The following is a 21,119-nucleotide window of genomic DNA, read 5'->3' as shown; positions in this document are numbered from 1 at the left end:
GTGACCCGACGACCAAAAAGAGGCGGTTACCCCATCCCCGGCGGCGGCCCCTGATCGAACTCGTCGTCGTCGGTGTCGACGTTCAGCCCCATATCCTCTCGCTGTCGTTCGAGCTCCCGGATCTGGAGCCGGAAGTACGCGAGCCCGACGAGCGCGACCAGCACGGCCCCGCCGACGACCGCGGTGAAGATGGTGAGGTCGCGCGCGAGGTAGTACCGGACCGACACGGTGTCGGCGGTCACGTCGTTCCAGACGAGGTGGACCCGGCCGTCGGACGTCTCGGTGTGGCTCTCGGTGGTGTAATCGCCCGGTCTGACGTTGCTCAGCAAGAAGTGGCCGACCCGCATCCCCTTCGGCAAGACGACCTCGTAGGACCCCTCGGCGGTGACCGGCATCGTGAACGTCTTGCCGCGCCGAGAGACGGTGTACGCCAGCTTCCCGGTGTCGCTCGGCGTCCGGATGACCGTCGCGGAGTCGCGACGCTCGACGTCGAGGCGCTCGGCGGTCACGACCGTCCCGTTGGGGTACCGAAACTGGACCGCGGCGACCTCCACCGGCGCCTCGCCGCCGAGCGCCTCGTACTGGTAGGCGGTCACCTCCGAGCCGTTCGAGAGGTCGTAGATCGCCTGATACTCGTCGCCGGTGACGTTGACGGTCACGTCGGTCGACGTGTCCCAGTCGTAGTCGGCCTCCTGCGAGAGCTGATCGTCGCTGAACTCCCCGGACCCGAACAGGCCGGTACAGCCGGCCGTGATCGCGAGGGCCGCCACGGTGACGAAGCCGAGCAGGAGGCGCCGATTCATGGGATCAGACAGCGGATCTCCGCCGGCAGGTAGTCGCCGATGGCCGCGAGCAGCCCCGGCGGGTCGGTCTCGTCCTTGCAGACGATGCTCTGTTCGAGGAGCCCGAGGCGTTCGACGGTCACGATGTCTCTGGCGTGGCCCGCGCGGTTGACCGTCGCCCGAACCTCGCCGCGGGTCGCGCTGTTGACGTTGACCCGGCCCGATCCCCGGGTCCACTCGTAGAGGCGGTCGCGCTCGGCGTCGGCGAGCCTGCTGGGCTCGCCCGCCGCCTCGTCTCCGCCAGCGGAGCCGTCCGACGACGTGTTCGCACCGCCGTACACGAACTTCAGGGCCATGTGCTGGACCAGCCCGAACCGCTCGACGATCTGGATCGGCGTCCCCTGTCCGAGTTCGAGCTCGCTCGCGGGGATCCGCACGTCCTGGCCCGCGTCGAGGACGAACCCGTCTTCGTCCCACGATTCGAGCGTCCCGACGTACGTCTCGCCCGGTTCGAGGTCGGGCGTGATCTCGCCCCACTCCTCGCGGAGGAGGTTGCGCGCGACCACCGCGTCCTCGCCCTCGACGGTCACGACCGCGAAGTCGTCGTGGCGGACCCCGACGGTGTAGTCGGCGTCGAGGTCGCCGACGGCGTTGTCGACGAGCGACCGCAGTCCGTCGAGCGCGCGTTCGCGGGCGTCGCCCCGGACGTACAACTTGGTCGCGAGGACGACCATTATGCCTCGGCCTCTTCGAGGTGTTCGACGTTGAGCTCCTCGCGGAGCCGGTCGATTCGCTCGTTCATCGAGTCGATCAGCCGGGAGTTCTCCATCGACTCCAGCGGCGAGCCACACTCGGGACACTCGAAGCCAAAGTCCATCGCCTCGCCGAACTCGAACCGGATCGAACAGACCTCACACAGGTAGAACTCGTGTTGGCGCTCGTACTCCTGGCGGTGTTCGAGCGCATCGAGGAGTCGGTGCATCTCCTCTTCGAGGTTGCCCGGGATGTTGTCGTACTCGAACGTCCAGAGGTACGTCAGCCACCCGGAGTCCTCGTCGCGGAGTCGGCGGTACGTCGCGAGGTCGTTCTCGTAGAGGATGAACAGCGCGCGCCGAACGTCGTTGAGCTCCAGATCGAGCTCCTCGGCGAGCTCCTCGTCGGTCACTTCGCCGTCCGGCGGCGCGGCGGCGACCGGCATCCCCTTCGGCCCGACCAGTTCGTGAAGATATTTCTGGATTACCGGGTCCTCCAGCAGGTCCTCAAAAGCCATTATGGTATACCCGGGCGTTCAGCCGTTTAAAACCATCGGGAGCCGACCATTCGGCGCGGTCTCGGCGCCGAACTCGGAGACTGCTCACCGGGTCCGCAGGTGGTGGAACACGTACGTCTGGGCGTACCCGGCGTGCTCGCCGCCGAACGCCTCCCGGATCGCCCGCGAGGTCTCGGCGTACGACCCGCGGTCACAGTCCGGGTAGTGGTCCTCGATGGCGGTCTGGATCCAGGTGTCGAGCGGGACCGCTTCGAGGAAGCCCAGCGAGAACAACAGGACGCAGTCGGCGACCTTGTCGCCGACGCCGACGAACGTCTGGAGCGCCTCGCGGGCGTCCTCGTAGTCCAAGTCCCGGACCTCGGCCGCCGAGAGCTCGTCCGCCGCGGCCAGCTCGGCCGACCGCTGGACGTACGGCGCGCGGTAGCCAAGCCCCAGCTCTCGGAGCTCCGCCTCGGTGGCGGCCGCGAGGCGCTCGGGGGTCGGGAACGCGTGGTAAGTCTCGCCGTCGAACCGGATCGACTCGCCGAACGTCCGGGCCAGCGCGGTCTGCATCGAGTGGATGCGCTCGACTCGCATCTGGGCCGAGCAGATGAACGAGATCAGACACGGGAAAAACGGGTCGTCGACGATCCTGAGTCCGGCGTGGGCCTCGCGGGCCTCGACCAGCAAGGGGTCGTCGGGTATCGACTCGAAGATGGCCGGGAGGTCGTCGTCCAGACGCAGGCGTTCGGCGAGCAGACCGTCGGCGTCGGTGGTCGCTTCCCACCGGAGTTCGCCCGCGTGCTGGCGCGTCCGGATCACCTCGCCGTCGGTCACCGTGTAGTACCACGGCGACGCTGTCTCGGCGGTCGTCGACTCGTACGCGCGGCCGTCCTCGCGCCGCCAGAGGAACGTCTGGCCGCTCTCGAGGGTCGTTCGTACGTCGAGGCCGCCCGGCACGTCCGAAAGCGGTATCGAGCCCGTTTCCATCGGGAGAACCGAGGGGCTGGGCCGTCGGAAACCTTTCGTTCCGTGGCTAAAGTTGATACTGTTGGCGCTACAACTTTCGACCCGAGCATGAACTGCAGAGTTGTCGTCGAAGCGGCGGTTCCGGTCTACGACGTCGAAACGCCCGACGAGGCGGTTCGGATCGCCATCTCGAAGACCGGCGAGTTGCTCAACCCGGACCTCAACTACGTCGAGATAAACATGGGCGAGCGGTCGTGTCCCCACTGCGGCGAGGGCCTCGACCCCGCGTTCATCGCGGCCGACGAGAGCCTCGTGGCGCTCGAACTCGAAATGACGGTGTACAACGTCGAGCGCGAGGAACACGCCTCTCGGATCGCCCGGAAGGAGATCGGCCAGCGCCTCGAGAACATTCCGCTGACGGTCCTCGAAGTCGAAGTCATCGAAGACGACGACGAGGGCGACGCCGACTCCGAGATCGAGACCGACTCCGGAGACGACGTGAGCGAGGCCGACGAGAGCGACGACGACGAAGTGCTTCCCGAGTTCGAGGACCTCATCGAGTAATCGGGGTCGCGATCGACGACCGCCTCGCGCGCCGAGACCGGCGCGTACGGCGCTCTGCACTCGTTCTGTTCGATTTCGATTTCGACAGCCGTCGGTCCGTCTGCTGAGTCGGCGAGTTTCCGGCCGTCGGTGTCGGAGCTAACCGGGCTGTCGGGAGCCGCGGCTGGGCGGGTAGGTGTATCGTGAGGGTTAGGGTACGTCCGCGCGTTCAGTCGGCTTTGGCGGCGACTTTCTCGCCGCTCTCGACCTCGCTCATCTCCGATGTGATGGACTTTGCCATAGCAAACACCGCCGCCTTGTGGTCGGTTTTCGACTTGTGAATAGACGTCGGTCGTACGCCAAGAGATTCGTAGTCTTCGAGATCGACTTCCGTGCTGTGCTCTTCTTCGTAGTAGTTCCCGACCTCCGCAAGCAGGCCGTGAAGGTGGATGAGCTCCTGCTTCTTCATGAGCAACCGTGGCTAACAGTTGCAGGGTTATAGTATTATCTTGAGTCCCGTTAACACGACGTGTGAAATTCGCGGGAAACGACCGGTTTCGTCCCGCCAAACGTTCCGTTCGTCTTCGAGAATAGTTCACATCGTTTCGATCCGTTTTCCGCGGAAAGACTACCTTACTGACCGAGAAACGGCGGTGAAATCACACGATCTGAAAGACTTTTATCCGGACCGGACCGTCTACTCACCTATGGAGGGTTACGACGATCAACTCGACCGGGCGCTCGAAGCGACGCCCGACATCGAGGGGAGTTCCGACCGCTTCGACGTGCCCGACGCCGAGGTCCGCCAAGAGGGCAACGTCACCGTCTACGAGAACTTTCAGGAGACGCTCGACCGACTCGACCGCGACGGCGAACACGTCCTGAAGTTCCTGCAGGACGAACTCGGAACGAGCGCCCACATCGACGAGAGCGGGCGTGCGCGCCTGACCGGCGAGTTTCGACAGGATCGCATCGAGGACGCGATCGCCGAGTACAGCGAGGAGTTCGTCCTCTGTTCGGAGTGTGGACTACCGGACACGCGGCTCGAACGCGAACAGGGAGCGGTGTTACTCCGGTGTGAGGCGTGTGGCGCCCGGTCGGCGACCGGGGAGTGACTACTGGAACTGTTTCAGCGTTTCGAGGTCGCGTTCGGTGCGAGTGAACTCCGACGTCCGGCGGGTCGCGTGGCAGTTCGGGCAGTGAAACATCTCCTCGGGCGCCGGGAGCTCGTCTGGGCCTTCTTGCCAATCTTTGGCACACTCTGGGCAGAGCAGCCGGACGTACGTTTCGTTCATACGTGGATACGTGTGCGAGGCTGATAGAAAAAACTTGCCGCGGTTACGACCCCGCGGGACCGACCGGGCCGGCACGCCTAAGGAAACGCTCGGGGAAGTCTATCTGGAGGAGTACACCATGGCGAATCCGCACCACGACCAGCGGCGCGACGAGACCGACGACCGACGGGACGACGACCGGACCGACCGAGACCCATCCGATGCGCGCCACGCCAACCGGTACGGCGACGCCGCCGACCGCGACCGGGCCAGACGGGCACGCCAGCGCGACGACGAGGACCGCACGAGCCGGTACGCCGGTGGGCGTGAAACCGACGCCGACGCGTCCCAAAGCCCGCATTCGGGCGAGTCAAGCCGGCGCCACAGCGGCGACGAGGGCCGACACGGCGACCCCGCTTCTGGAGGCCGAGAGTCGAACGCCGACCGCGAGGACCACCGCCCGGAGGGAGACGCCCGCTCGCGCGGCGGCGAGCCAAAACAGGGTCGGGGATCGTACGTCGAGGAGGGCGGCCACGGACCGAGCCGACGCGAGCGCGCACGCGATGACATCATTCCAACGAGTCGGGAGACCGGCGGGACCATCGACTACGGCCGGGAGAACGACGACCGGCAGTCCGACCGCCGGTACGGCCGCCGTCGACGCCAGCGGGGCGCGGGCGGCCCGGAGGGCGGCCAGCACGACGACGGCGACCGACGGAACCAAACCGACGGGGACAGCGACCGACGTTACGGCAGTCGCCGCTGACGCGCGAGCCCCGGCCCCGTCGCACTTGACGAGGTTTCTTGTAGTCGCCGGGAACGGCGACCTCGGCGCTACGTCACACCGTAAATAGGTGGCCGTCCCGGGGGACGTCGAACAGTCCGACCCGAGCGCCCGCGTCCAGCCACGCGTGGCCGTACGAAAAAGACGCGAGGGCGTTTACGAGGTCGTCGTTCGTCCGGAAGTGACGACCGTCTTCGAGGTACGAACTCGCCATCTCCAGACACTCCGCCGCGGCCTCGCCCATCGGCGAGTCCGGCGGCGGAGCGATCTCGGCGGCGTCGAGCGCCTCGGCGAGCAGGCCCTCGTAGCGGTCGGTCTTCTCACCCAGATCGGCGGCCATGGCCGAACCCACGCCCGGCCGAACCGTAAGCCCTTCGAGAGCGGTGGCGGCCGCGTTGGGGGCCGAGGCGGTCGCGACCCCCGTCTGAACTACCGGAAAGACGACGACACAACACAAGCTAAATACCCACCGCACGTCAATATTGCACCATGATCGAACACCCGCGGGTCGAAATCTACACGAAGGACGACTGCTCGTACTGCGAGAAAGCGATGGACCTCTTCGATCAGAAGGGAGTCGAGTACGAGACGTACAACGTGACCGGCGACGACGAACTGTTCGAGGAGATGGTCGAGCGCGCCGACGGCCGCAAGACCGCGCCGGAAGTGTTCATCGACGACGAACTGATCGGCGGCTGGGACGACACCAGTGCGCTCGACGAGACGGGCGAACTCGACGAGAAGCTCGGCGTCGAGACCGGCGTCGCCGACGGCGCAGTCGAACACCGCCGGCTGATCATCGCCGGGAGCGGGATCGCCGGGCTGAGCGCCGCCATCTACGCCGCGCGGTCGAACAACGACCCGCTGGTGCTCGAAGGCGACGAGCCGGGCGGCCAGCTCACCCTGACGACCGAAGTCGAGAACTACCCCGGATTCCCCGAGGGACTCAGCGGTCCCGACCTCATCAACCGGATGAAAGAGCAGGCCGAGCGGTTCGGCACCGAGATCCGCAACGGCGTCATCGAGTCGGTCGACGACTCCCGACGGCCGTTCCGCGTCGAACTGACCAACGGCGACGTCTACACCGCCGACGCGTTCATCGCGGCCTCGGGCGCCAGCGCCCGGACGCTGGGCATCCCGGGCGAAGACGAGCTGATGGGCTACGGCGTCTCGACCTGCGCGACCTGCGACGGCGCGTTCTTCCGCGACGAGGAGATGCTCGTGGTCGGCGGCGGCGACGCCGCGATGGAGGAGGCCAACTTCCTCACGAAGTTCGCCGAGAAGGTGTACATCGCCCACCGGCGCGAGGAGTTCCGCGCCGAGGACTACTGGATCGACCGCATCCAGGAGAAAGTCGAGGAGGGCGAGATCGAGATCATGAAAAACACCGAGGTCACCGAGATCCACGGCTCGGTCGAGGATGGCGTCGACTACGCGACGCTCGTCCGCAATCCCGAGGGCTACCCCTCCCAGAAGCTCGAGGACCCCGAGACCGAGGAGATCGAGTTCGACGTCGGCGCGGTGTTCCTCGCCATCGGCCACACCCCCAACACGGAGTACCTCGAAGGGACCGGCGTCGAGATGGACGACGCCGGCTACCTGCAGACCGAAGGCGGGACCGGCGGCGGCCAGACCGCGACCGGCGTGCCCGGCCTCTTCGGCGCCGGCGACGTGGTCGACTTCCACTACCAGCAGGCGGTGACCGCCGCGGGAATGGGCTCGAAAGCCGCGCTCGACGTCGACGACTACCTCGAAACCGCGGAGCTCGAAGCCGAGGAGCCCGCGGCCGAAGCCGCGGCGGGCGACGACTGAGCGGTCAGGCCGTCTCGTTCGTCGCGCCGTCGGTCACGTCGACCACGGCGATCCCGTTTACCGCCTCGTTCGAGTCGACTTTCGTGTACGGGCCGTCGGCCGTCCGGTTCGACGTGACGAAGTCGAACGTGCGGTTGTCGTTCGTGTCACGGTACACCACCACGACGACCTCCTGAGACTGGTTCAGGGGTCGATCGAGCGGGACGGTGAGGTTCTCGGTCGTGCCGGCGTCCAGATACTCCGACGTGCCGAGGATGCTGTCTACCACGTCGCCTTCCACGACGCCGTTGTCGTGGATCACGACGAAGCCGCCCTCCGGAACGGCGACCGAACGGACGGTGACCGCGCTCCCGTTCGAGCGCTGGTCCTCGAAGTCGAGACTCGCCGTCTCGTCGGCCGTCGCTTGCGTGGTCGTCTGATCGGGTGGCGCCTCGGTCGTCTCGTTGGCCGATTCGGCGGTCGTCTCGTTGGTCGCCTCGTCGCCCGGCGTGGCGGTCTCGCCGGGGGCGGTGAGCGTCAGATTGGTCGTGACGTTCGCACCGTCGGTGAACACGCCCTGCGTGAACGTCCCCGTCGGGAAGCCGGACGTGTTGGCGTCCGTGACGTTGAACGTCACCGTTTCGGCGTCGCCCGGCGAGAGCTGGACGACCGTCGACTGGATGACGTTGCCTGCGATCCGGTATCTGACCCGCCTGACGTCCTCGGCGTCGCCGCGATTCACCAGATCGGCCCGGACGGTGAACGCCGAGCCGACTTCTACCTCGGCGGGCGCGCTCAGATTCCGGAGCATCACCGCCGTCTCGTTCTGCGCAGTCGTCGTCTCCTGAGCGTCCGCGACGCCCGGAGCGTCAGTCGCGTCTCCGGCGCCCGTCCGTGCCGATACGACGGCACCCATCGCGGTGACGACGAACACGGCGACGGCGACCGCTCCGATCTGGCTCCTCACGGCCATCGCTGTCCCACCCCAGTGTGTTTTGGTTCCCTCTGATCCATGGGAGTGTGTATTAACTCGATTCCAGCGAATATAGGCCGCCGACCGTTCAACGGATAATTGTCATACTAGCGACGGGCATCGACACCGCCGAGGGAACCGGGAGCTTCGTCGCCAGTCGTGGCGTCGAAACCGTCGCAGAACTGAGTTCGGACGACTGATTTCGGAACCCCGACTCTCCGTTAGGTCGCTCCTAATCGACGGTGGAGTCGCTTGTAGGCAGTCATGGACCGACGGGATCTCGGTCGACTCAGAGTTCCGCCAGAGCGGGGTCGGTAAGGTGATTCCGCCGGTCGAAGGCTCGGACTATAAACGGCGACGTGTCGATAGGTAACGAATAATACAGTCTGGAAAGCCGATGTAATATCTTCGGCCGAACGCGCCAACAGGCGTTACGAGTCAGAACAGTCGTCGTTTTTTATGAACCTCACCGTGGCACGTACGAATCGCCCCAGACGGGGTGAGGGGAGAGAACTATGGCACGAGAGGATACGACAGAGGACGTCGACGATTCGCGGCGCTCGTTTATGAAAAAGGGTGCGCTCGCATCGAGCGCGGCCGCACTCGGACTCGCTAGTAGCGGGAGCGTGGCGGGCGACACGCTGAAACAGCAGGACGGAGTCCAGCAGGCGAGCACCGGACTGGTGTTCGTCGACGACTACAAACCCGGCGTCGAGTTCGAGGCCGTGAGCCGTGTTCAGCAGCCGACTGTCAATCAGATTCTCGGCTACGTCGACCCGTCTCAGCAGGGCGAGGACGGAAACCAACAGCAAAGCCAAGCGGTCGTCGACCCGACCGACTGGAACGGCTACATCTTCAATTACACCGGATGTGGCCCCGGAAACTACAATCTCGTCTTCCTGCGCGAGGGCGCGCTCGCCGAAGGTGAAACCTATTCGTTCACTACGAGCGCCGTCTTCTTCGACAACGAGGTCCAGTTGCTCGAATCCCAGATCCAATCGGGTGGCGGCGGTGGCGGTGACGGCGGCGGGGACGGCGGGGACGGCGGCGGTGAGAACGGCGGCGACGGCGACAACGAGGAGGGTGGAGGCGGATAGACAAACCCCCTCTAACTCGCACAGTGACCACTCCGGTCACGAGCGACGAACCGGACGATCCGCGCTCGTCGCGCCAACGGGACCGCCGGGGTGAGACAGCCGACCCCGGACCGCTCCCTCCTGAGAGACGACGCGTCAGTGAACCCATGCAACAACTACAGACCACGGCGCTGGTGTTCGTGGACGACTACGTCCCGAACGTCGACTTCCAGACGGTGAGCAGAGTTCAACAGCCGACGGTCAATCAGATCCTCGGGTACGTGGATCCGTCCGATCCCGACGCGGGAGACGGCGCCGTCGTCGACCCGACCGACTGGAACGGCTACATCGTCAACTACACCGGGTGTAGCCCCGGCGAGTACAACCTCGTCTTCCTGCGCGAGGGCGTGCTCGAACAGGGCCAAACTTACTCGTTCACCACCAGCGCCATTTATTTCAGCGACACGCTCCAGCTCCTCGAAGCCCAGTTGGAGACGGGCGGCGGGGACCGAGCACAGGCCGAAGACCAAACCCAGCAGGCCGAGGAGACAGAGCAAACAGAGACCGAAACGGAGACGACCACAGAGGAAACAACGACGGAAACGACCACAGAGACGACGACCGAACAAACGACGACGGAAACGACAACCGGAGAGACGACCACCGAGGAAACGACCACAGAGACGACGACCGAACAAACGACGACGGAAACGACAACCGGAGAGACGACCACCGAGGAAACGACCGCGACGACGGTCGACGGGAACGCCACGACCGAAGAGACCACGACGGTCCAAGACGTCATCGTGAACGCCACCGAGACCGGCGACTCCGGGTGAGTCGACCCGCCGGCGTCGTGTTCGAACGCGGCCGCGACCGCGCCGCCGGGCGCGTACCCGCACTTCTTTACGTCCGCCGGCGAAAGTGAGCGTATGACCGACCCAGACGACGTCGAGACCGCGACGTACACTATCGAAGCGCCCGACGGCGAAACCGACGAACTCACCGTCCCGAACGGCCTCGTCGACATGCTCCGCGAGGGCGAGGACACCCGCACCGAAGTGCTCGGCGACCTCGCGATGCTCTCGCTGGCCCAGCAGGGCCACGCGGTCGTCCACCACGCGCAGGGCGAGGTCGACGAGGAAGTAGAGGCCTACGAGGAAGCGACGATGGACCTCTTCGAGGAGCGGTTCGGGACCACGTTCGGCGAGATGACCGGCCACGACCACTGAACCGGACGCCGACAGTTTTTCGAACCCGTTAGTCGACGACGTACTCCAACAGGACGCCGTCGTCGAGGCGCTCGACGCCGGTCAGCGACAGCGCCGGGAACGACTCGACGAACCCCTCGCCGTCGGCCAGCGTCGGGGCTTCGCGGCCGCCGATGATCGTCGACCCGACGAACAGCCGGAGTTCGTCGACCAGTTCGGCCTCGAACAGCGAGAAGATGAGTTCGCCGCCGCCCTCGACCATCACGCGCTCGACGCCCGCCCGCTCCAGTTGGGCGAACGCCGCGGTCAGGTCGACTCGATCGTCGCCCGCCGTGACGATGTGCGCGCCCGCCTCCCGGAGCGCGGCGACCCGCTCGTCGGGGGCCGCAGTCGAGACGAGGAGGTAGGTACTCGCCCGCTCGTCGAGCACCCGCGCGTCGGTCGGCGTCCGGGCCCGCGAGTCGGCGACGACTCGCGCGGGCTGGTCGGACTCCCCCCGGTCGCTGTCGGGGTCGTCGACGGTGAGGTTCGGGTCGTCGGCGAGCACCGTGCCGACCCCGACCGCGACCGCGTCGCTGTCCGATCGGAGCGCGTCGACCCGGTCGAAGTCCTCGGGGCCTGAGATGGCGATCTGTTCGCGCCGGCGCGAGGAGAGCTTGCCGTCGGCGCTCGTCGCGGCGTTGACGACGACGTGCATGCGCGGGGCTACTCGCCCGCCGCGAAAACAGCTTTCGGTCGTTTTATGCTTCCAGTCGCGGACGTTGGGATAGATGCGACGCCTCCGAGCAACCGCGATCGCGGTCCTCCTCGTCTGTCTCGCCGTGCTCGGCCACGGGTACGCCACCGGGCCAGCCCACGCCGCCATCGAGACGTACGAGACCCAAGCCTCGCTCGCCCCGGCCGAGCGCACGCCGGTCGTCGAACCCCGCGAGGACGTCACCGTGGTCGCCGGCCACGGTCAAGACGGCAGGTCGGCGGCTCTGACCGCGTTCGGCCCCGACGGGACGGTGGTCTACCGCAACGACACCCACGACGGCTACTTCGACGTGGACCCGGTCGACGCCGGCCGGGCAACCGTCGAGTACGTCGCCGAGCGATCGTACGACAGCCCGCACTGCAACGCCAAGTGCACCCAGTCGCTGGTCGAGCGGGTCAACCTCACGACCGGCGAGGTCACCCGCCGCTACTCGCGGGTCGTCCCGCAGGACCGGGGCGCAAACTGGCACGACGTCGACCGGCTGAGCGACCACGAACTGCTGGTCGGGGACATCCACCGCGACGGGCTGTACGTCGTCGACACTGAGACCGGCCTGAAGACGTGGGAGTGGTCGGCCCAGACCGACTTCCCGCTGTCGGGCGGCGGCGAGTACCCCGCCGACTGGTCGCACCTGAACGACGTCGAACGCCTGCCCGACGGCCGGTACATGACGAGCCTCCGGAACCAGGATCTGGTGGCGTTCGTCGACCCCGAAACCGGGCTCCAGTCCAACTGGACGCTCGGCGCCGACGGCGAGTACGGCGTCCTCTACGAACAGCACAACCCCGACTACGTCCCGGAGGCGCGGGGCGGTCCCGCCGTCGTCGTGGCCGACTCGCTCAACGACCGGGTGATCGAGTACCAGCGCGAGGACGGGGGTGAGCGAACGAACGGTTCGCGAGCCTCGTCGGACTCGTCCGACGGCGCGTGGGAGCAGTCGTGGGTCTGGTCGGACGAGGAGATGCTGTGGCCCCGCGACGCCGACCGACTCCCGAACGGCAACACCCTGATCGCCGACACCAACAACCACCGCGTGGTCGAAGTCGACCCGGACGGGGAGATCGTCTGGGAGATCGAGACGTACTCGCCGTACGACGTCGAGCGGCTCGCCACCGGCGACGAGAGCGCGGGAGGCCCCGCGGCCTCGGCGGCCGAACTCACCAGCCGCGAGCGCGAGGAGATCGGCGACGACCCGCTCGAAGTCGCCGGGATCACCCCCCGAAAGGCGATAAACAGCGTCTCGTTCGTCCTCCCGGTGTGGATGGGGTTCGGCCACGCCGCGGCGGCGCTCGTCGGCGCGGTCACCGCGCTGGCGTGGCTGGTCGCCGAACTCCGGGCGTCGTCGGTGTCGGTGTCGCTCCGGTGGCCGGTTCGGTTCCGGTGACGAACACTTTTAGTCCGCCCCGAGCAAGGTGTGGACGATGAGTCTCGACGACCATGCCGAGGACCTCGCCTCCGACCTCGGCGTCGACAAGGAGGAGGTCAAAGCCGACTTGCAGAACCTCGTAGAGTACAGCGTCCCGGTCGATGAGGCCAAACAGAGCCTCCGCCGGAAGTACGGCGACGGCGGCGGGGGATCGAGCGAACCCGCCCGGGCCGACGTCGCCGACGTGACGACCGACGACGCCAACGTCACCGTCACCGGGAAAGTGTTGACCGTCGGGAAGCGCTCGATTCGGTATCAGGGCGACACCCAGGTCATCTTCGAGGGCGAACTCGCCGACGAGACTGGGACGATCTCCTACACCGCGTGGGAGGACTTCGGGCTTTCTGCGGGCGACACCATCACCGCGGGCAACGCCGGCGTCCGCGAGTGGGAGGGCCGCCCCGAACTCAACCTCGGCGAGAGCACGAGCGTCGCGATGGAAGACGACATCGAGGTGCCCTACGAGGTGGGCGGGGACGCCGACCTCGCCGACCTCGAACCCGGCGACCGCGGGATCAACCTCGACGTGTCGGCGGTCGACTCGGAGACCAAGACCATCGACGGCCGCGACGGCGAGACCGAGATCAAAAGCGGCGTGCTCGCCGACGAGAGCGCGCGGCTCCCGTTCACCGACTGGGAGGCCCGCCCCGAGGTCGCGGAGGGCGCACAGCTCCGGCTCGAAGACGTCTACGTCAGGGAGTTTCGCGGCGTCCCGTCGGTGAACCTCTCGGAGTTCACGACGGTCGCGGGGCTCGACCGCGAACTCGACGTGAGCGACACCGGCACCCGGATGACGGTCCGGGAGGCCGTCGACACCGGCGGCGCGTACGACGTCGAGATCCTCGGTAGCATCGTTGCGGTCCGTGACGGCTCGGGCCTCATCGAGCGGTGTCCCGAGTGTGGCCGGGTGACCCAGAACGGTCAGTGCCGGAGCCACGGCGACGTCGACGGGCAAGACGACCTCCGGGTGAAGGCCATCCTCGACGACGGCACGGGCACGGTCACCGCGGTGCTCGACGCCGAGCGCACCGAGGAGGTGTACGGCGGCGACGTCGAGGACGCCAAGGCCCAGGCCCGCGAGGCGATGGACAAGGAGGTCGTGGCCGACGACATCCGCGAGGAGATCGTGGGTCGGGAGTTCCGCGTCCGGGGGAACCTCTCGGTCGACGATTACGGCGCGAACCTCGAAGTGACCGAGTTCGAGGCCTGCGAGGACTCGCCGGTCGAGCGGGCCGAGCGCCTGCTCGCGGAGGTGGCAGAATGAGCGACCCAGAGAACGGGCAGGGCGGCGCGGGCCGCCGCGAGGTCGCGTGGCGACTCTTCGCCGCGGAGTTCGACGACGCCGACTTCGAACACTCCGAGAGCGACGAGGAGCGCGCGCCCAACTACGTCGTCACGCCCACTGGCGCGCGCGTGAACCGACTGTTCGCGGTCGGCGTGCTCACGCAGGTCGAGCAGGTCAGCGACGACGTGCTCCGGGCCCGCATCGTCGACCCGACCGGCGCGTTCGTCGTCTACGCCGGCCAGTACCAGCCCGACGAGATGGCGTTCCTCGAGGGCGCCGAGCCGCCGATGTTCGTCGCGGTGACGGGCAAGGCCCGGACCTTCCAGCCCGAGGACAGCGATCGGGTGTTCACCTCGGTCAGACCCGAATCCATCAACGCGGTCGACGCCGACACCCGCGACCGATGGGTGGTCCAGACCGCCGAGCAGACGCTCGGACGGGTCTCGACGGTCGCCGACGCGCTCGAATCGGGCGCGACCGGCGACGCGCTCGGCGAGTCGCTCGAATCGGCCGGCGTCGACGCCGGCCTCGCGGCGGGGATCCCGCTCGCGCTCGACCACTACGGGACGGCCGAGACGTACCTCGCGGCGGTCCGCGATCTCTCGCTCGACGCCGCCCGCGTGGTCGCCGGCGACATCGACGCCGACGACGTGGGGCCGCTCGACCTCGCGCCCGACGAGGGCGGCGACGCCGACCTCGATCTCGACTACTCGGTCGCCGAACTGGACTCGTCCGACGCGGACTCGATCGACGAGCCGAGCACGGCGGCAGAGGCGCCGTCGGCGGACGGCGAACCGAGCGAAGCCGCCGAAGGCGAACCCGCCGGCGACGGGGCAACGGCGCCGAAGGCGACCGAGACGACCGCGGCGTCCGAGCCCGCTCAGGCCGAGACGGGTGAGGCCGAAATGGCCGAGACCGAGACGAGCGAAACAGAGACGCCCGACCTCGGGGAAGCGCCGACCAGCACCGTCGGGGACGCCGGCTCGGACGGAGAGCAACCGAGCGTCGAGGACGCCGACGACGCCGCGGCCCTTCAGGACGAAATCGGGACCGACGAGCCGCCGACAGTCGAAGACGAGGTCGACGCCCCGACCGACGAGGTCGACGAACCCGACCCGGACGACGAGGGGCCGGACATCGGCACCGCGGGCGCGGGCGACGAGATGTACGAGTTCGACGACGAGGAGCGCGAGGAGGTCGAAGCGGAGTACGGTCTCGAGTTCTCCTCGGGGACGGAGGTCGACGACCCCGGCGAGGCCGACATCGAGACCCCCGACGCCGAGCAGGAGGCCCCACCGGACGCCGACGAAAGCGAGCCCGCCCAGCCGACCGCCGAGGACGTCGCCGCCGAGACGCCCCGAGACGGTGAGCCCGCACCGGACGACGCCGAGGGCGCCGCGGAGCCCGACGAACCGAGCCCGGCGGCGGAGAGCGACGAGGGCGACGCCGAAGACGCGGCCGGCGCGAGCGACGCCGAAGACGAGGACGACGCCGAGCCCGAGAACCTCGAAGAGGTCGTGATGGAGACGATGCGCGAGCGCAACGAGGGCGACGGCGTCGCCCGCGAGACCCTGCTGGCGGCGGTCGTCCAGGAGTACGACGTGACCCCCGCCGACGTGGAGGACGCCCTCGAATCCGCGCTGATGGGCGGACGGTGCTACGAGTCGGGCGAGGACACGCTCAAGCCGATCTGATGGCGCTCGTGGAGCCGGTCCCCGACAGCCCGGCGGCGGTCGCCGACCTCGGGACCGAGCGCGCGCTGGTCGTGGCCGACTTCCACGCCGGCATCGAGCAGGCGCTCCGCGCGGAGGGCGTCTCGCTCGACAGCCGGGCCGGCGAGCGCCGCGGCCGACTCCTCTCGCTGGTCGAGCGCACCGACCCCGACAGCGTGGTCTTTCTGGGCGATCTGATGCACGCCATCGGCGCTCCGGGCGGCGCCGAGCGCGGCGAGGTCGAAATCTTACTCGAACGACTCGACGACCGCGGGGTCGCGGCCACGCTCGTGAAGGGAAACCACGACGGCGACATCGAGTCGTGGATCGACTGCGAGGTGACCGACGGCGGCGGGCTCAGACGCGGCGACGTCGGGTTCGCGCACGGCCACACATGGCCCGCGCCTGCGGTGCTCGGCGGCGGCGCCGTCTGCGTCGGCCACGAACACCCCGCGGTCAGATTAGCGGACGCGGTGGGCGGGAGCCGGGTCGAACGGGCGTGGCTCCGGGGCGGACTCGATCCGGCGGCGTTCGCCGACCGCGAGGGCGGGGCCACGGGAGACGCCGAACTGACCGTGTTCCCGGCGTTCAACGACCTCGCGGGCGGGACGTGGGTCAACGTCGAGGGCCAGGAGTTCCTCTCGCCGTTTCTCCCGGCGGCCGCGCCCGGCGCGGAGGCGTACCTGCTCGACGGGACGCGACTCGGCCCGTACCGGACGGTGTGATCAGACCTCCCGGTCGGTGGCGGTCTGGATCGCCGCGAGGAGTTCGTCGGGGCGATCCGAGCCGACGAACACCGACCCGCCGGACGACCGCTCCAGTCGGACGCCGCTGGCGTTGCTGGCGGTGTAAGCCAACGCGCGCGGACGCCACCGAATACCCCAGCCGCCGTACCGGAGCGGACTGTACCCCGTCGCCTGCACGTCTTCGATATCCGCGAGCGGGATTCGGCGGAACGTCCGGTGGAGCGGCGCGAACTTGACGTACACGCCGTCGGGCCGTACCTCGGTGTAGAGCCGAACCGATCGGAGTACCAGCGCGACCGCCCCGAGGCCGACCAGCCGTTTCAGGGCGGCCCGCCCCGACCGCCGACCCCGGACGACTCCCGCGAGCGCGAGGATCGCCTGTACGAGTAGGGTCGCCCGGGCCCACGGTCGGCGGAATCGTTGGACCTCTCGGAATCGGACTTCGGTGCCCATGCGGGGGGTTCGTCCGGCGTCCCAAAGACAGTTGTCGCCGCCGATCGTGGTACGTCCACCCGTGACTAGCGTTGGGCTTAATCCCCTCGCGTCCCAACTCCGAAGCGATGACTGAGACGTCGGCCGCGGGTTTTGGGGCCTTCGCGCACCTCGGCGATCAGGTCCGGGCGGCGCTCTCCGAGCGGGGGTTCTCGACGCCGACCGAGCCACAGCGCCGGGCGATCCCGCCGCTGGCCCGGGGCGAGAACGGCCTCGTCGTCGCGCCGACCGGCACCGGCAAGACCGAGACCGCGATGTTGCCGGTGCTGGACGCCATCGCGGAGAATCAGGCCGAGAAGGGCCCCCGGTTCGGCATCTCGGCGCTCTACGTCACGCCGCTCCGCGCGCTCAACCGCGACATGCGCGAGCGCCTGGAGTGGTGGGGCGAGGAGTTGGACCTCGACGTCGACGTGCGCCACGGCGACACCACCGACTACCAGCGCCAAAAGCAGGCGAACGACCCGCCGGACGTGCTGGTGACGACCCCCGAGACCCTGCAGGCGATGCTCACCGGCTCGAAGCTCCGAACCGCCCTCGAAGACGTCCACCACGTCGTCGTCGACGAGGTCCACGAGCTCGCGAGCGCGAAGCGAGGCGCCCAGCTCACCGTCGGGCTGGAGCGGCTGGTCGAGCTCGCCGGGGAGTTCCAGCGGATCGGCCTGTCGGCGACCGTCGGCGACCCCGAGGAGGTCGGTCGGTTTCTGACCGGCGACCGGGGGTGTGAGATCGTCGAGGTCGACGTGGGGAGCAAAGTCGAGTTCGAGGTCCGCGAGCCCGAGGTCACCGACGCCGACGAGACGCTCGCGGGCGAACTGGCGACCGAGGTCGAGTACGCCAGCCACGTCCGGGCGATCCTCGACATCGTCGACGACCACGACTCGACGCTGATCTTCGTCAACACCCGCCAGACCGCCGAGGCGCTCGGTTCGCGGTTCAAGGCCCTCGACGCCAACGTGGGCGTCCACCACGGCTCGCTGTCGAAAGAAGTCCGGATCGACGTCGAAGACCGGTTCAAGGCGGGCGAGCTCGACGGCCTGCTCTGTACGTCCTCGATGGAACTCGGCATCGACGTGGGTCGGATCGACCACGTCGTCCAGTACACCAGCCCGCGGGAGGTCGCCCGACTGCTCCAGCGCGTCGGGCGCGCGGGCCACCGGAGCGACGAGGTCTCGCGGGGCACCATCGTCACGAAGCGCCCCGACGACACCCTCGAAGCGCTCGCCATCGCCCGCCGGGCGAAAGACGGCGACGTGGAGCCGGCCCGGATCCACGACGGGAGCCTCGACACCGTCGCCAATCAGGTCGTCGGGCTCGTGATGGACTTCGGGGACCTGTCGGCGATGAAAGCCTACGACATCGTGACGCGGGCCTACCCGTTCCGGGACCTCCCGGAGTCTCGATTCAAGGAGGTGTTGCGGGAGCTCAAGGGCAACCGACTCGTCTGGGTCGACGAGGACGAGGACACGATCGAGAAGTCCTCCCAGACGTGGCAGTACTTCTACGCCAACCTCTCGATGATCCCCGACGAGCAGACCTACGCGGTCGAGGACATCGCCAGCGGCTCGCAGGTCGGGACCCTCGACGAGCGGTTCGTCGTCAACTTCGCGGCGCCCGGCGAGGTCTTCATCCAGCGCGGGGAGATGTGGCGCATCTCCGAGATCGACGACGAGGAGGAGACGGTGCAGGTCTCGCCGATCGAGGACCCCGGCGGCGAGATCCCGTCGTGGGTCGGCGAGGAGATCCCCGTCCCCTACGAAGTCGCCCGAGAGGTAGGCGAGATGCGGGCGGTCGCCGGCCCGCAGTTCGAGCGCGGGGCACCCCGCGAGGGGGTCGCCCGGGAGTTCACGAACCGCTACCCGACCGACGAGCACACCGCACGCGAGGCGCTCGACCAGCTCGACAGACAGGCCGAGGCCGACGCACCGTTGCCGACTGCCGACCGCATCGTGGTCGAACACGCCGCCGGAAGCGTCGTGGTGAACGCCTGCTTGGGCCACAAGACCAACGAGACGCTCGGGCGGGTGCTGTCGTCGCTGGTCGGACAGCGGACCGGCTCGTCGGTCGGCCTGGAGGTCGACCCCTACCGGATCGAACTGGACGTGCCGTCGAAAACGTCGGGCCGGGAGGTCGCGGCGGTGCTCGAGGACACCGATCCCGACCACGTCGAGGCGATCATCGAGCTCAGCCTCAAACACTCCGACTCGCTGAAGTTCAAGCTCTCGCAGGTCGCCGCGAAGTTCGGCGCGCTCCGGAGCTGGCAGGGGTCGACCCCGAACGTCTCCCGACTGCTCGGGGCGCTCGAAGACACGCCGATGTACGACGAGGCGGTCCGAGAGGTGTTTCACGACGATCTGGCGGTCGAGCGCGCGAGCGAGGTGCTCGCCCGGATTCGGACCGGCGAGATCGAGGTCGTGACGACCGGCGGCCACACCCCGATCGGGACCGGCGGCCGGTCGTCGGGCCGGGAACTGCTCGCGCCAGAGAACGCCGACGCGAGCGTCATCCAGACCGTCAAAGAGCGCATCCGGGACGACGAGGTCATCCTGGTGTGTCTCCACTGCACCGACTGGAAGCGCAAGAAGCCGGTCCGGCGGGTCCGCGACCAGCCCGAGTGTCCCGAGTGCGGGTCGACCCGCATCGCGGCGCTGAACCCGTGGGCCGACGAGGTCGTGAAGGCCGTCCGGGCCAGAGAGAAAGACGACGAACAGGAGAAGATGACCGAGCGTGCGTACAAGGCCGCGAATTTGGTCCAGAGCCACGGTAAGCGAGCCGTCATCGCGCTGGCGGCCCGGGGCGTCGGCCCGCGCAACGCCGCCCGCATCATCGCCAAGCTCCGCGAGGACGAAGACGACTTCTACCGGGACATCCTCGCACAGGAGCGTCAGTACGCCCGGACCCAGTCGTTCTGGGACTGAGGCCGAAACGGCCCCTTTCGCGGGTGTAACGTCGGTTGCGCGGTCCCAGTTGGTGTGAACAGTGTGAACAGCCCCGCCGGTATAACTCCCTACCCGCGGGAGAAGACCGCATGCCAGACGGCGAACCACCGCGACGGCGCGATATCCTCCGGGCGGGGGCGGCCGCGGGACTGGCGGGACTCGGGTTGGCGGCGAGCGGCGTCTCCGCGCTGGACGGGACGGTCACGCAGAACGACGGCGGGGAGTCGAGCTACGCTTTCAGCTACGGGCTCCAGACCGGCGACCGGTTTCAGGTCCAGTCGCCCCTACGTACCCCGGAGGGCGACCCCGCGACCGAGTCCGTCCCCGCGAGCTGTCGCGACGCCGGCGATCCCTCGGAGTTGCGGGTGCTCATCGTCAGGGCGTACAGAGGCGACATCGACCTCGGGTACGAGGGGCTGTTGGTCTCCCCGGAAGCGATCGCCACCACTGACGAAACGACGACTACGCCGGAGACGACCGCGGTGAACGACACCGCTGAGACGACGACTACGCCGGAGACCGCCGTCGGAGAGACGACCGCCGGGCCGGAGACTGCAACTGAAGCCGCGTTACAGGACGCGACGACGACCGAGAAGACGAGCGAGACCACGACCGCAGGTGATACCGAGTCGGCCACCGACACCGAACCGACGCCACTGCCCGAGATACGCCTCGGCGAGTGGTACCGCGTCGACTCGGTGACCAAGTGCGACAGCGTCTCGAAGATGACGGTCGCGGTCGCCGAGCCACCGGAAACCGCGACCGCAGATCCGTAGGGGACTGCGCCCGGTCAGTCGTCGGGAGTTACGAGCCTCGCCCCCGACGTGGCTCCGAAAGCCGCGAGAGATCGCCGGCACAATCAGCCGTCGGTCTGGTGAACTCCGAACGCGCACTCTAACCCGAACATGACCAGCGCCATAGTGAGGGCCCGAAGCACCGGAAGCCCACCGCCCGATACGAGACCGACTCCGAGAACGCCGACGCCCGCCGCCGACCCCAAGACGACCGCGTACGGCACCCGAGAGAGCCCCGTTAGCCACCCGTCAGCGCGTTCGTAAAGCCGCCTCCCACCAATCATACTGACGGGACGAGCACCGCGCCGATATACGTTAC

23 protein-coding genes are annotated in these 21,119 nt (G+C 68.0%); 13 read left to right on the top strand and 10 right to left on the bottom strand.

The window, feature by feature from the left end; translation table 11 throughout:
- Positions 1-26: 26 nt before the first annotated feature.
- The 4 genes from EPY72_RS03200 to EPY72_RS03185 form a co-directional block, all read right to left on the bottom strand.
- Positions 27-803, bottom strand: a complete 777-nt coding sequence (locus EPY72_RS03200) for a DUF5803 family protein (RefSeq protein ID WP_135805545.1) — start codon at positions 801-803, stop codon at positions 27-29.
- Positions 800-1,516: a DUF2110 family protein gene (locus EPY72_RS03195; RefSeq protein ID WP_134670551.1), complete on the bottom strand. Its 717-nt coding sequence runs from the start codon at positions 1,514-1,516 to the stop codon at positions 800-802. Before EPY72_RS03195 ends, EPY72_RS03200 begins: the two co-directional genes overlap by 4 nt.
- Positions 1,516-2,052, bottom strand: coding sequence for a transcription factor E (gene tfe / locus EPY72_RS03190; protein WP_134670552.1), 537 nt, complete (start codon positions 2,050-2,052; stop codon positions 1,516-1,518). The genes EPY72_RS03195 and tfe overlap by 1 nt, the downstream gene beginning before the upstream one ends.
- A gap of 84 nt (positions 2,053-2,136) precedes the next feature.
- Positions 2,137-3,021 carry a DNA-3-methyladenine glycosylase family protein gene (locus tag EPY72_RS03185; protein ID WP_135805544.1) on the bottom strand — a complete coding sequence of 295 codons (885 nt, stop codon included), beginning with the start codon at positions 3,019-3,021 and terminating at the stop codon, positions 2,137-2,139.
- An 87-nt stretch (positions 3,022-3,108) separates the two neighbouring features.
- Between EPY72_RS03185 and EPY72_RS03180 the strand changes: the two genes are divergently transcribed.
- Positions 3,109-3,564: a DUF555 domain-containing protein gene (locus tag EPY72_RS03180; protein WP_135805543.1), complete on the top strand. Its 456-nt coding sequence runs from the start codon at positions 3,109-3,111 to the stop codon at positions 3,562-3,564.
- A 208-nt stretch (positions 3,565-3,772) separates the two neighbouring features.
- Here the strand turns inward: EPY72_RS03180 and EPY72_RS03175 are convergent, their stop codons facing one another.
- The gene (locus EPY72_RS03175) at positions 3,773-4,012 is read right to left on the bottom strand and encodes a UPF0058 family protein (protein ID WP_134670555.1); all 240 of its coding nucleotides are present in this window, start codon (positions 4,010-4,012) and stop codon (positions 3,773-3,775) included.
- Between the two features lie 238 nt (positions 4,013-4,250).
- Here EPY72_RS03175 and EPY72_RS03170 point away from each other — a divergent pair, with 238 nt between their 5' ends.
- Complete coding sequence (locus EPY72_RS03170) at positions 4,251-4,658, top strand: translation initiation factor IF-2 subunit beta (protein ID WP_134670556.1); 408 nt, start codon at positions 4,251-4,253, stop codon at positions 4,656-4,658.
- On the opposite strand, the gene EPY72_RS03165 is transcribed toward EPY72_RS03170, so the two are convergent.
- On the bottom strand, positions 4,659-4,838 hold the full coding sequence (locus tag EPY72_RS03165) for a DUF7836 family putative zinc-binding protein (protein ID WP_135805542.1): 180 nt from the start codon (positions 4,836-4,838) through the stop codon (positions 4,659-4,661).
- Positions 4,839-4,956: 118 nt separating this feature from the next.
- Here EPY72_RS03165 and EPY72_RS03160 point away from each other — a divergent pair, with 118 nt between their 5' ends.
- Complete coding sequence (locus tag EPY72_RS03160) at positions 4,957-5,583, top strand: hypothetical protein (protein ID WP_135805541.1); 627 nt, start codon at positions 4,957-4,959, stop codon at positions 5,581-5,583.
- A gap of 73 nt (positions 5,584-5,656) precedes the next feature.
- Here EPY72_RS03160 and EPY72_RS03155 read toward each other — a convergent pair whose 3' ends face one another.
- The gene (locus EPY72_RS03155; RefSeq protein ID WP_134670559.1) at positions 5,657-5,941 is read right to left on the bottom strand and encodes a DUF357 domain-containing protein; all 285 of its coding nucleotides are present in this window, start codon (positions 5,939-5,941) and stop codon (positions 5,657-5,659) included.
- 149 nt (positions 5,942-6,090) lie between these two features.
- Between EPY72_RS03155 and EPY72_RS03150 the strand changes: the two genes are divergently transcribed.
- A complete protein-coding gene (locus EPY72_RS03150) occupies positions 6,091-7,413 on the top strand; it encodes an FAD-dependent oxidoreductase (protein ID WP_135805540.1) in 1,323 nt (440 codons plus the stop codon).
- A 4-nt stretch (positions 7,414-7,417) separates the two neighbouring features.
- Here EPY72_RS03150 and EPY72_RS03145 read toward each other — a convergent pair whose 3' ends face one another.
- A complete protein-coding gene (locus tag EPY72_RS03145) occupies positions 7,418-8,365 on the bottom strand; it encodes a DUF7282 domain-containing protein (protein WP_135805539.1) in 948 nt (315 codons plus the stop codon).
- 515 nt (positions 8,366-8,880) lie between these two features.
- Between EPY72_RS03145 and EPY72_RS19195 the strand changes: the two genes are divergently transcribed.
- The 3 genes from EPY72_RS19195 (at position 8,881) to EPY72_RS03130 (ending at position 10,673) form a co-directional block, all read left to right on the top strand.
- Entirely contained in the window at positions 8,881-9,462 is a 582-nt protein-coding gene (locus tag EPY72_RS19195; RefSeq protein ID WP_168215992.1) for a twin-arginine translocation signal domain-containing protein, read from the top strand.
- A gap of 146 nt (positions 9,463-9,608) precedes the next feature.
- The gene (locus EPY72_RS03135; protein WP_135805538.1) at positions 9,609-10,280 is read left to right on the top strand and encodes a hypothetical protein; all 672 of its coding nucleotides are present in this window, start codon (positions 9,609-9,611) and stop codon (positions 10,278-10,280) included.
- Between the two features lie 93 nt (positions 10,281-10,373).
- A complete protein-coding gene (locus EPY72_RS03130; RefSeq protein ID WP_134670564.1) occupies positions 10,374-10,673 on the top strand; it encodes a DUF7545 family protein in 300 nt (99 codons plus the stop codon).
- A gap of 28 nt (positions 10,674-10,701) precedes the next feature.
- Here EPY72_RS03130 and EPY72_RS03125 read toward each other — a convergent pair whose 3' ends face one another.
- On the bottom strand, positions 10,702-11,349 hold the full coding sequence (locus EPY72_RS03125) for a 2,5-diamino-6-(ribosylamino)-4(3H)-pyrimidinone 5'-phosphate reductase (RefSeq protein WP_135805537.1): 648 nt from the start codon (positions 11,347-11,349) through the stop codon (positions 10,702-10,704).
- A 73-nt stretch (positions 11,350-11,422) separates the two neighbouring features.
- Here EPY72_RS03125 and EPY72_RS03120 point away from each other — a divergent pair, with 73 nt between their 5' ends.
- The 4 genes from EPY72_RS03120 to EPY72_RS03105 are packed head-to-tail and all read left to right on the top strand — an operon-like array spanning position 11,423 to position 16,557.
- Entirely contained in the window at positions 11,423-12,793 is a 1,371-nt protein-coding gene (locus tag EPY72_RS03120) for an arylsulfotransferase family protein (protein ID WP_135805536.1), read from the top strand.
- A 37-nt stretch (positions 12,794-12,830) separates the two neighbouring features.
- A complete protein-coding gene (locus tag EPY72_RS03115; RefSeq protein WP_135805535.1) occupies positions 12,831-14,099 on the top strand; it encodes a Single-stranded DNA binding protein in 1,269 nt (422 codons plus the stop codon).
- On the top strand, positions 14,096-15,814 hold the full coding sequence (locus EPY72_RS03110; RefSeq protein ID WP_135805534.1) for a hypothetical protein: 1,719 nt from the start codon (positions 14,096-14,098) through the stop codon (positions 15,812-15,814). Before EPY72_RS03115 ends, EPY72_RS03110 begins: the two co-directional genes overlap by 4 nt.
- A complete protein-coding gene (locus EPY72_RS03105) occupies positions 15,814-16,557 on the top strand; it encodes a metallophosphoesterase (RefSeq protein WP_135805533.1) in 744 nt (247 codons plus the stop codon). The genes EPY72_RS03110 and EPY72_RS03105 overlap by 1 nt, the downstream gene beginning before the upstream one ends.
- Here the strand turns inward: EPY72_RS03105 and EPY72_RS03100 are convergent, their stop codons facing one another.
- A complete protein-coding gene (locus EPY72_RS03100) occupies positions 16,558-17,031 on the bottom strand; it encodes a DUF6141 family protein (RefSeq protein WP_135805532.1) in 474 nt (157 codons plus the stop codon).
- Positions 17,032-17,138: 107 nt separating this feature from the next.
- Here EPY72_RS03100 and EPY72_RS03095 point away from each other — a divergent pair, with 107 nt between their 5' ends.
- Positions 17,139-19,985: a DEAD/DEAH box helicase gene (locus EPY72_RS03095; protein WP_135805531.1), complete on the top strand. Its 2,847-nt coding sequence runs from the start codon at positions 17,139-17,141 to the stop codon at positions 19,983-19,985.
- A gap of 110 nt (positions 19,986-20,095) precedes the next feature.
- Complete coding sequence (locus EPY72_RS03090; RefSeq protein ID WP_135805530.1) at positions 20,096-20,782, top strand: hypothetical protein; 687 nt, start codon at positions 20,096-20,098, stop codon at positions 20,780-20,782.
- The last annotated feature ends 337 nt before the right edge of the window (positions 20,783-21,119 follow it).

It is taken from the genome of Halorussus marinus, from assembly GCF_004765795.1.
Classification (GTDB): Archaea; Halobacteriota; Halobacteria; order Halobacteriales; family Haladaptataceae; genus Halorussus; species Halorussus marinus.
This window is presented reverse-complemented; position numbering and strand designations above follow the sequence as displayed.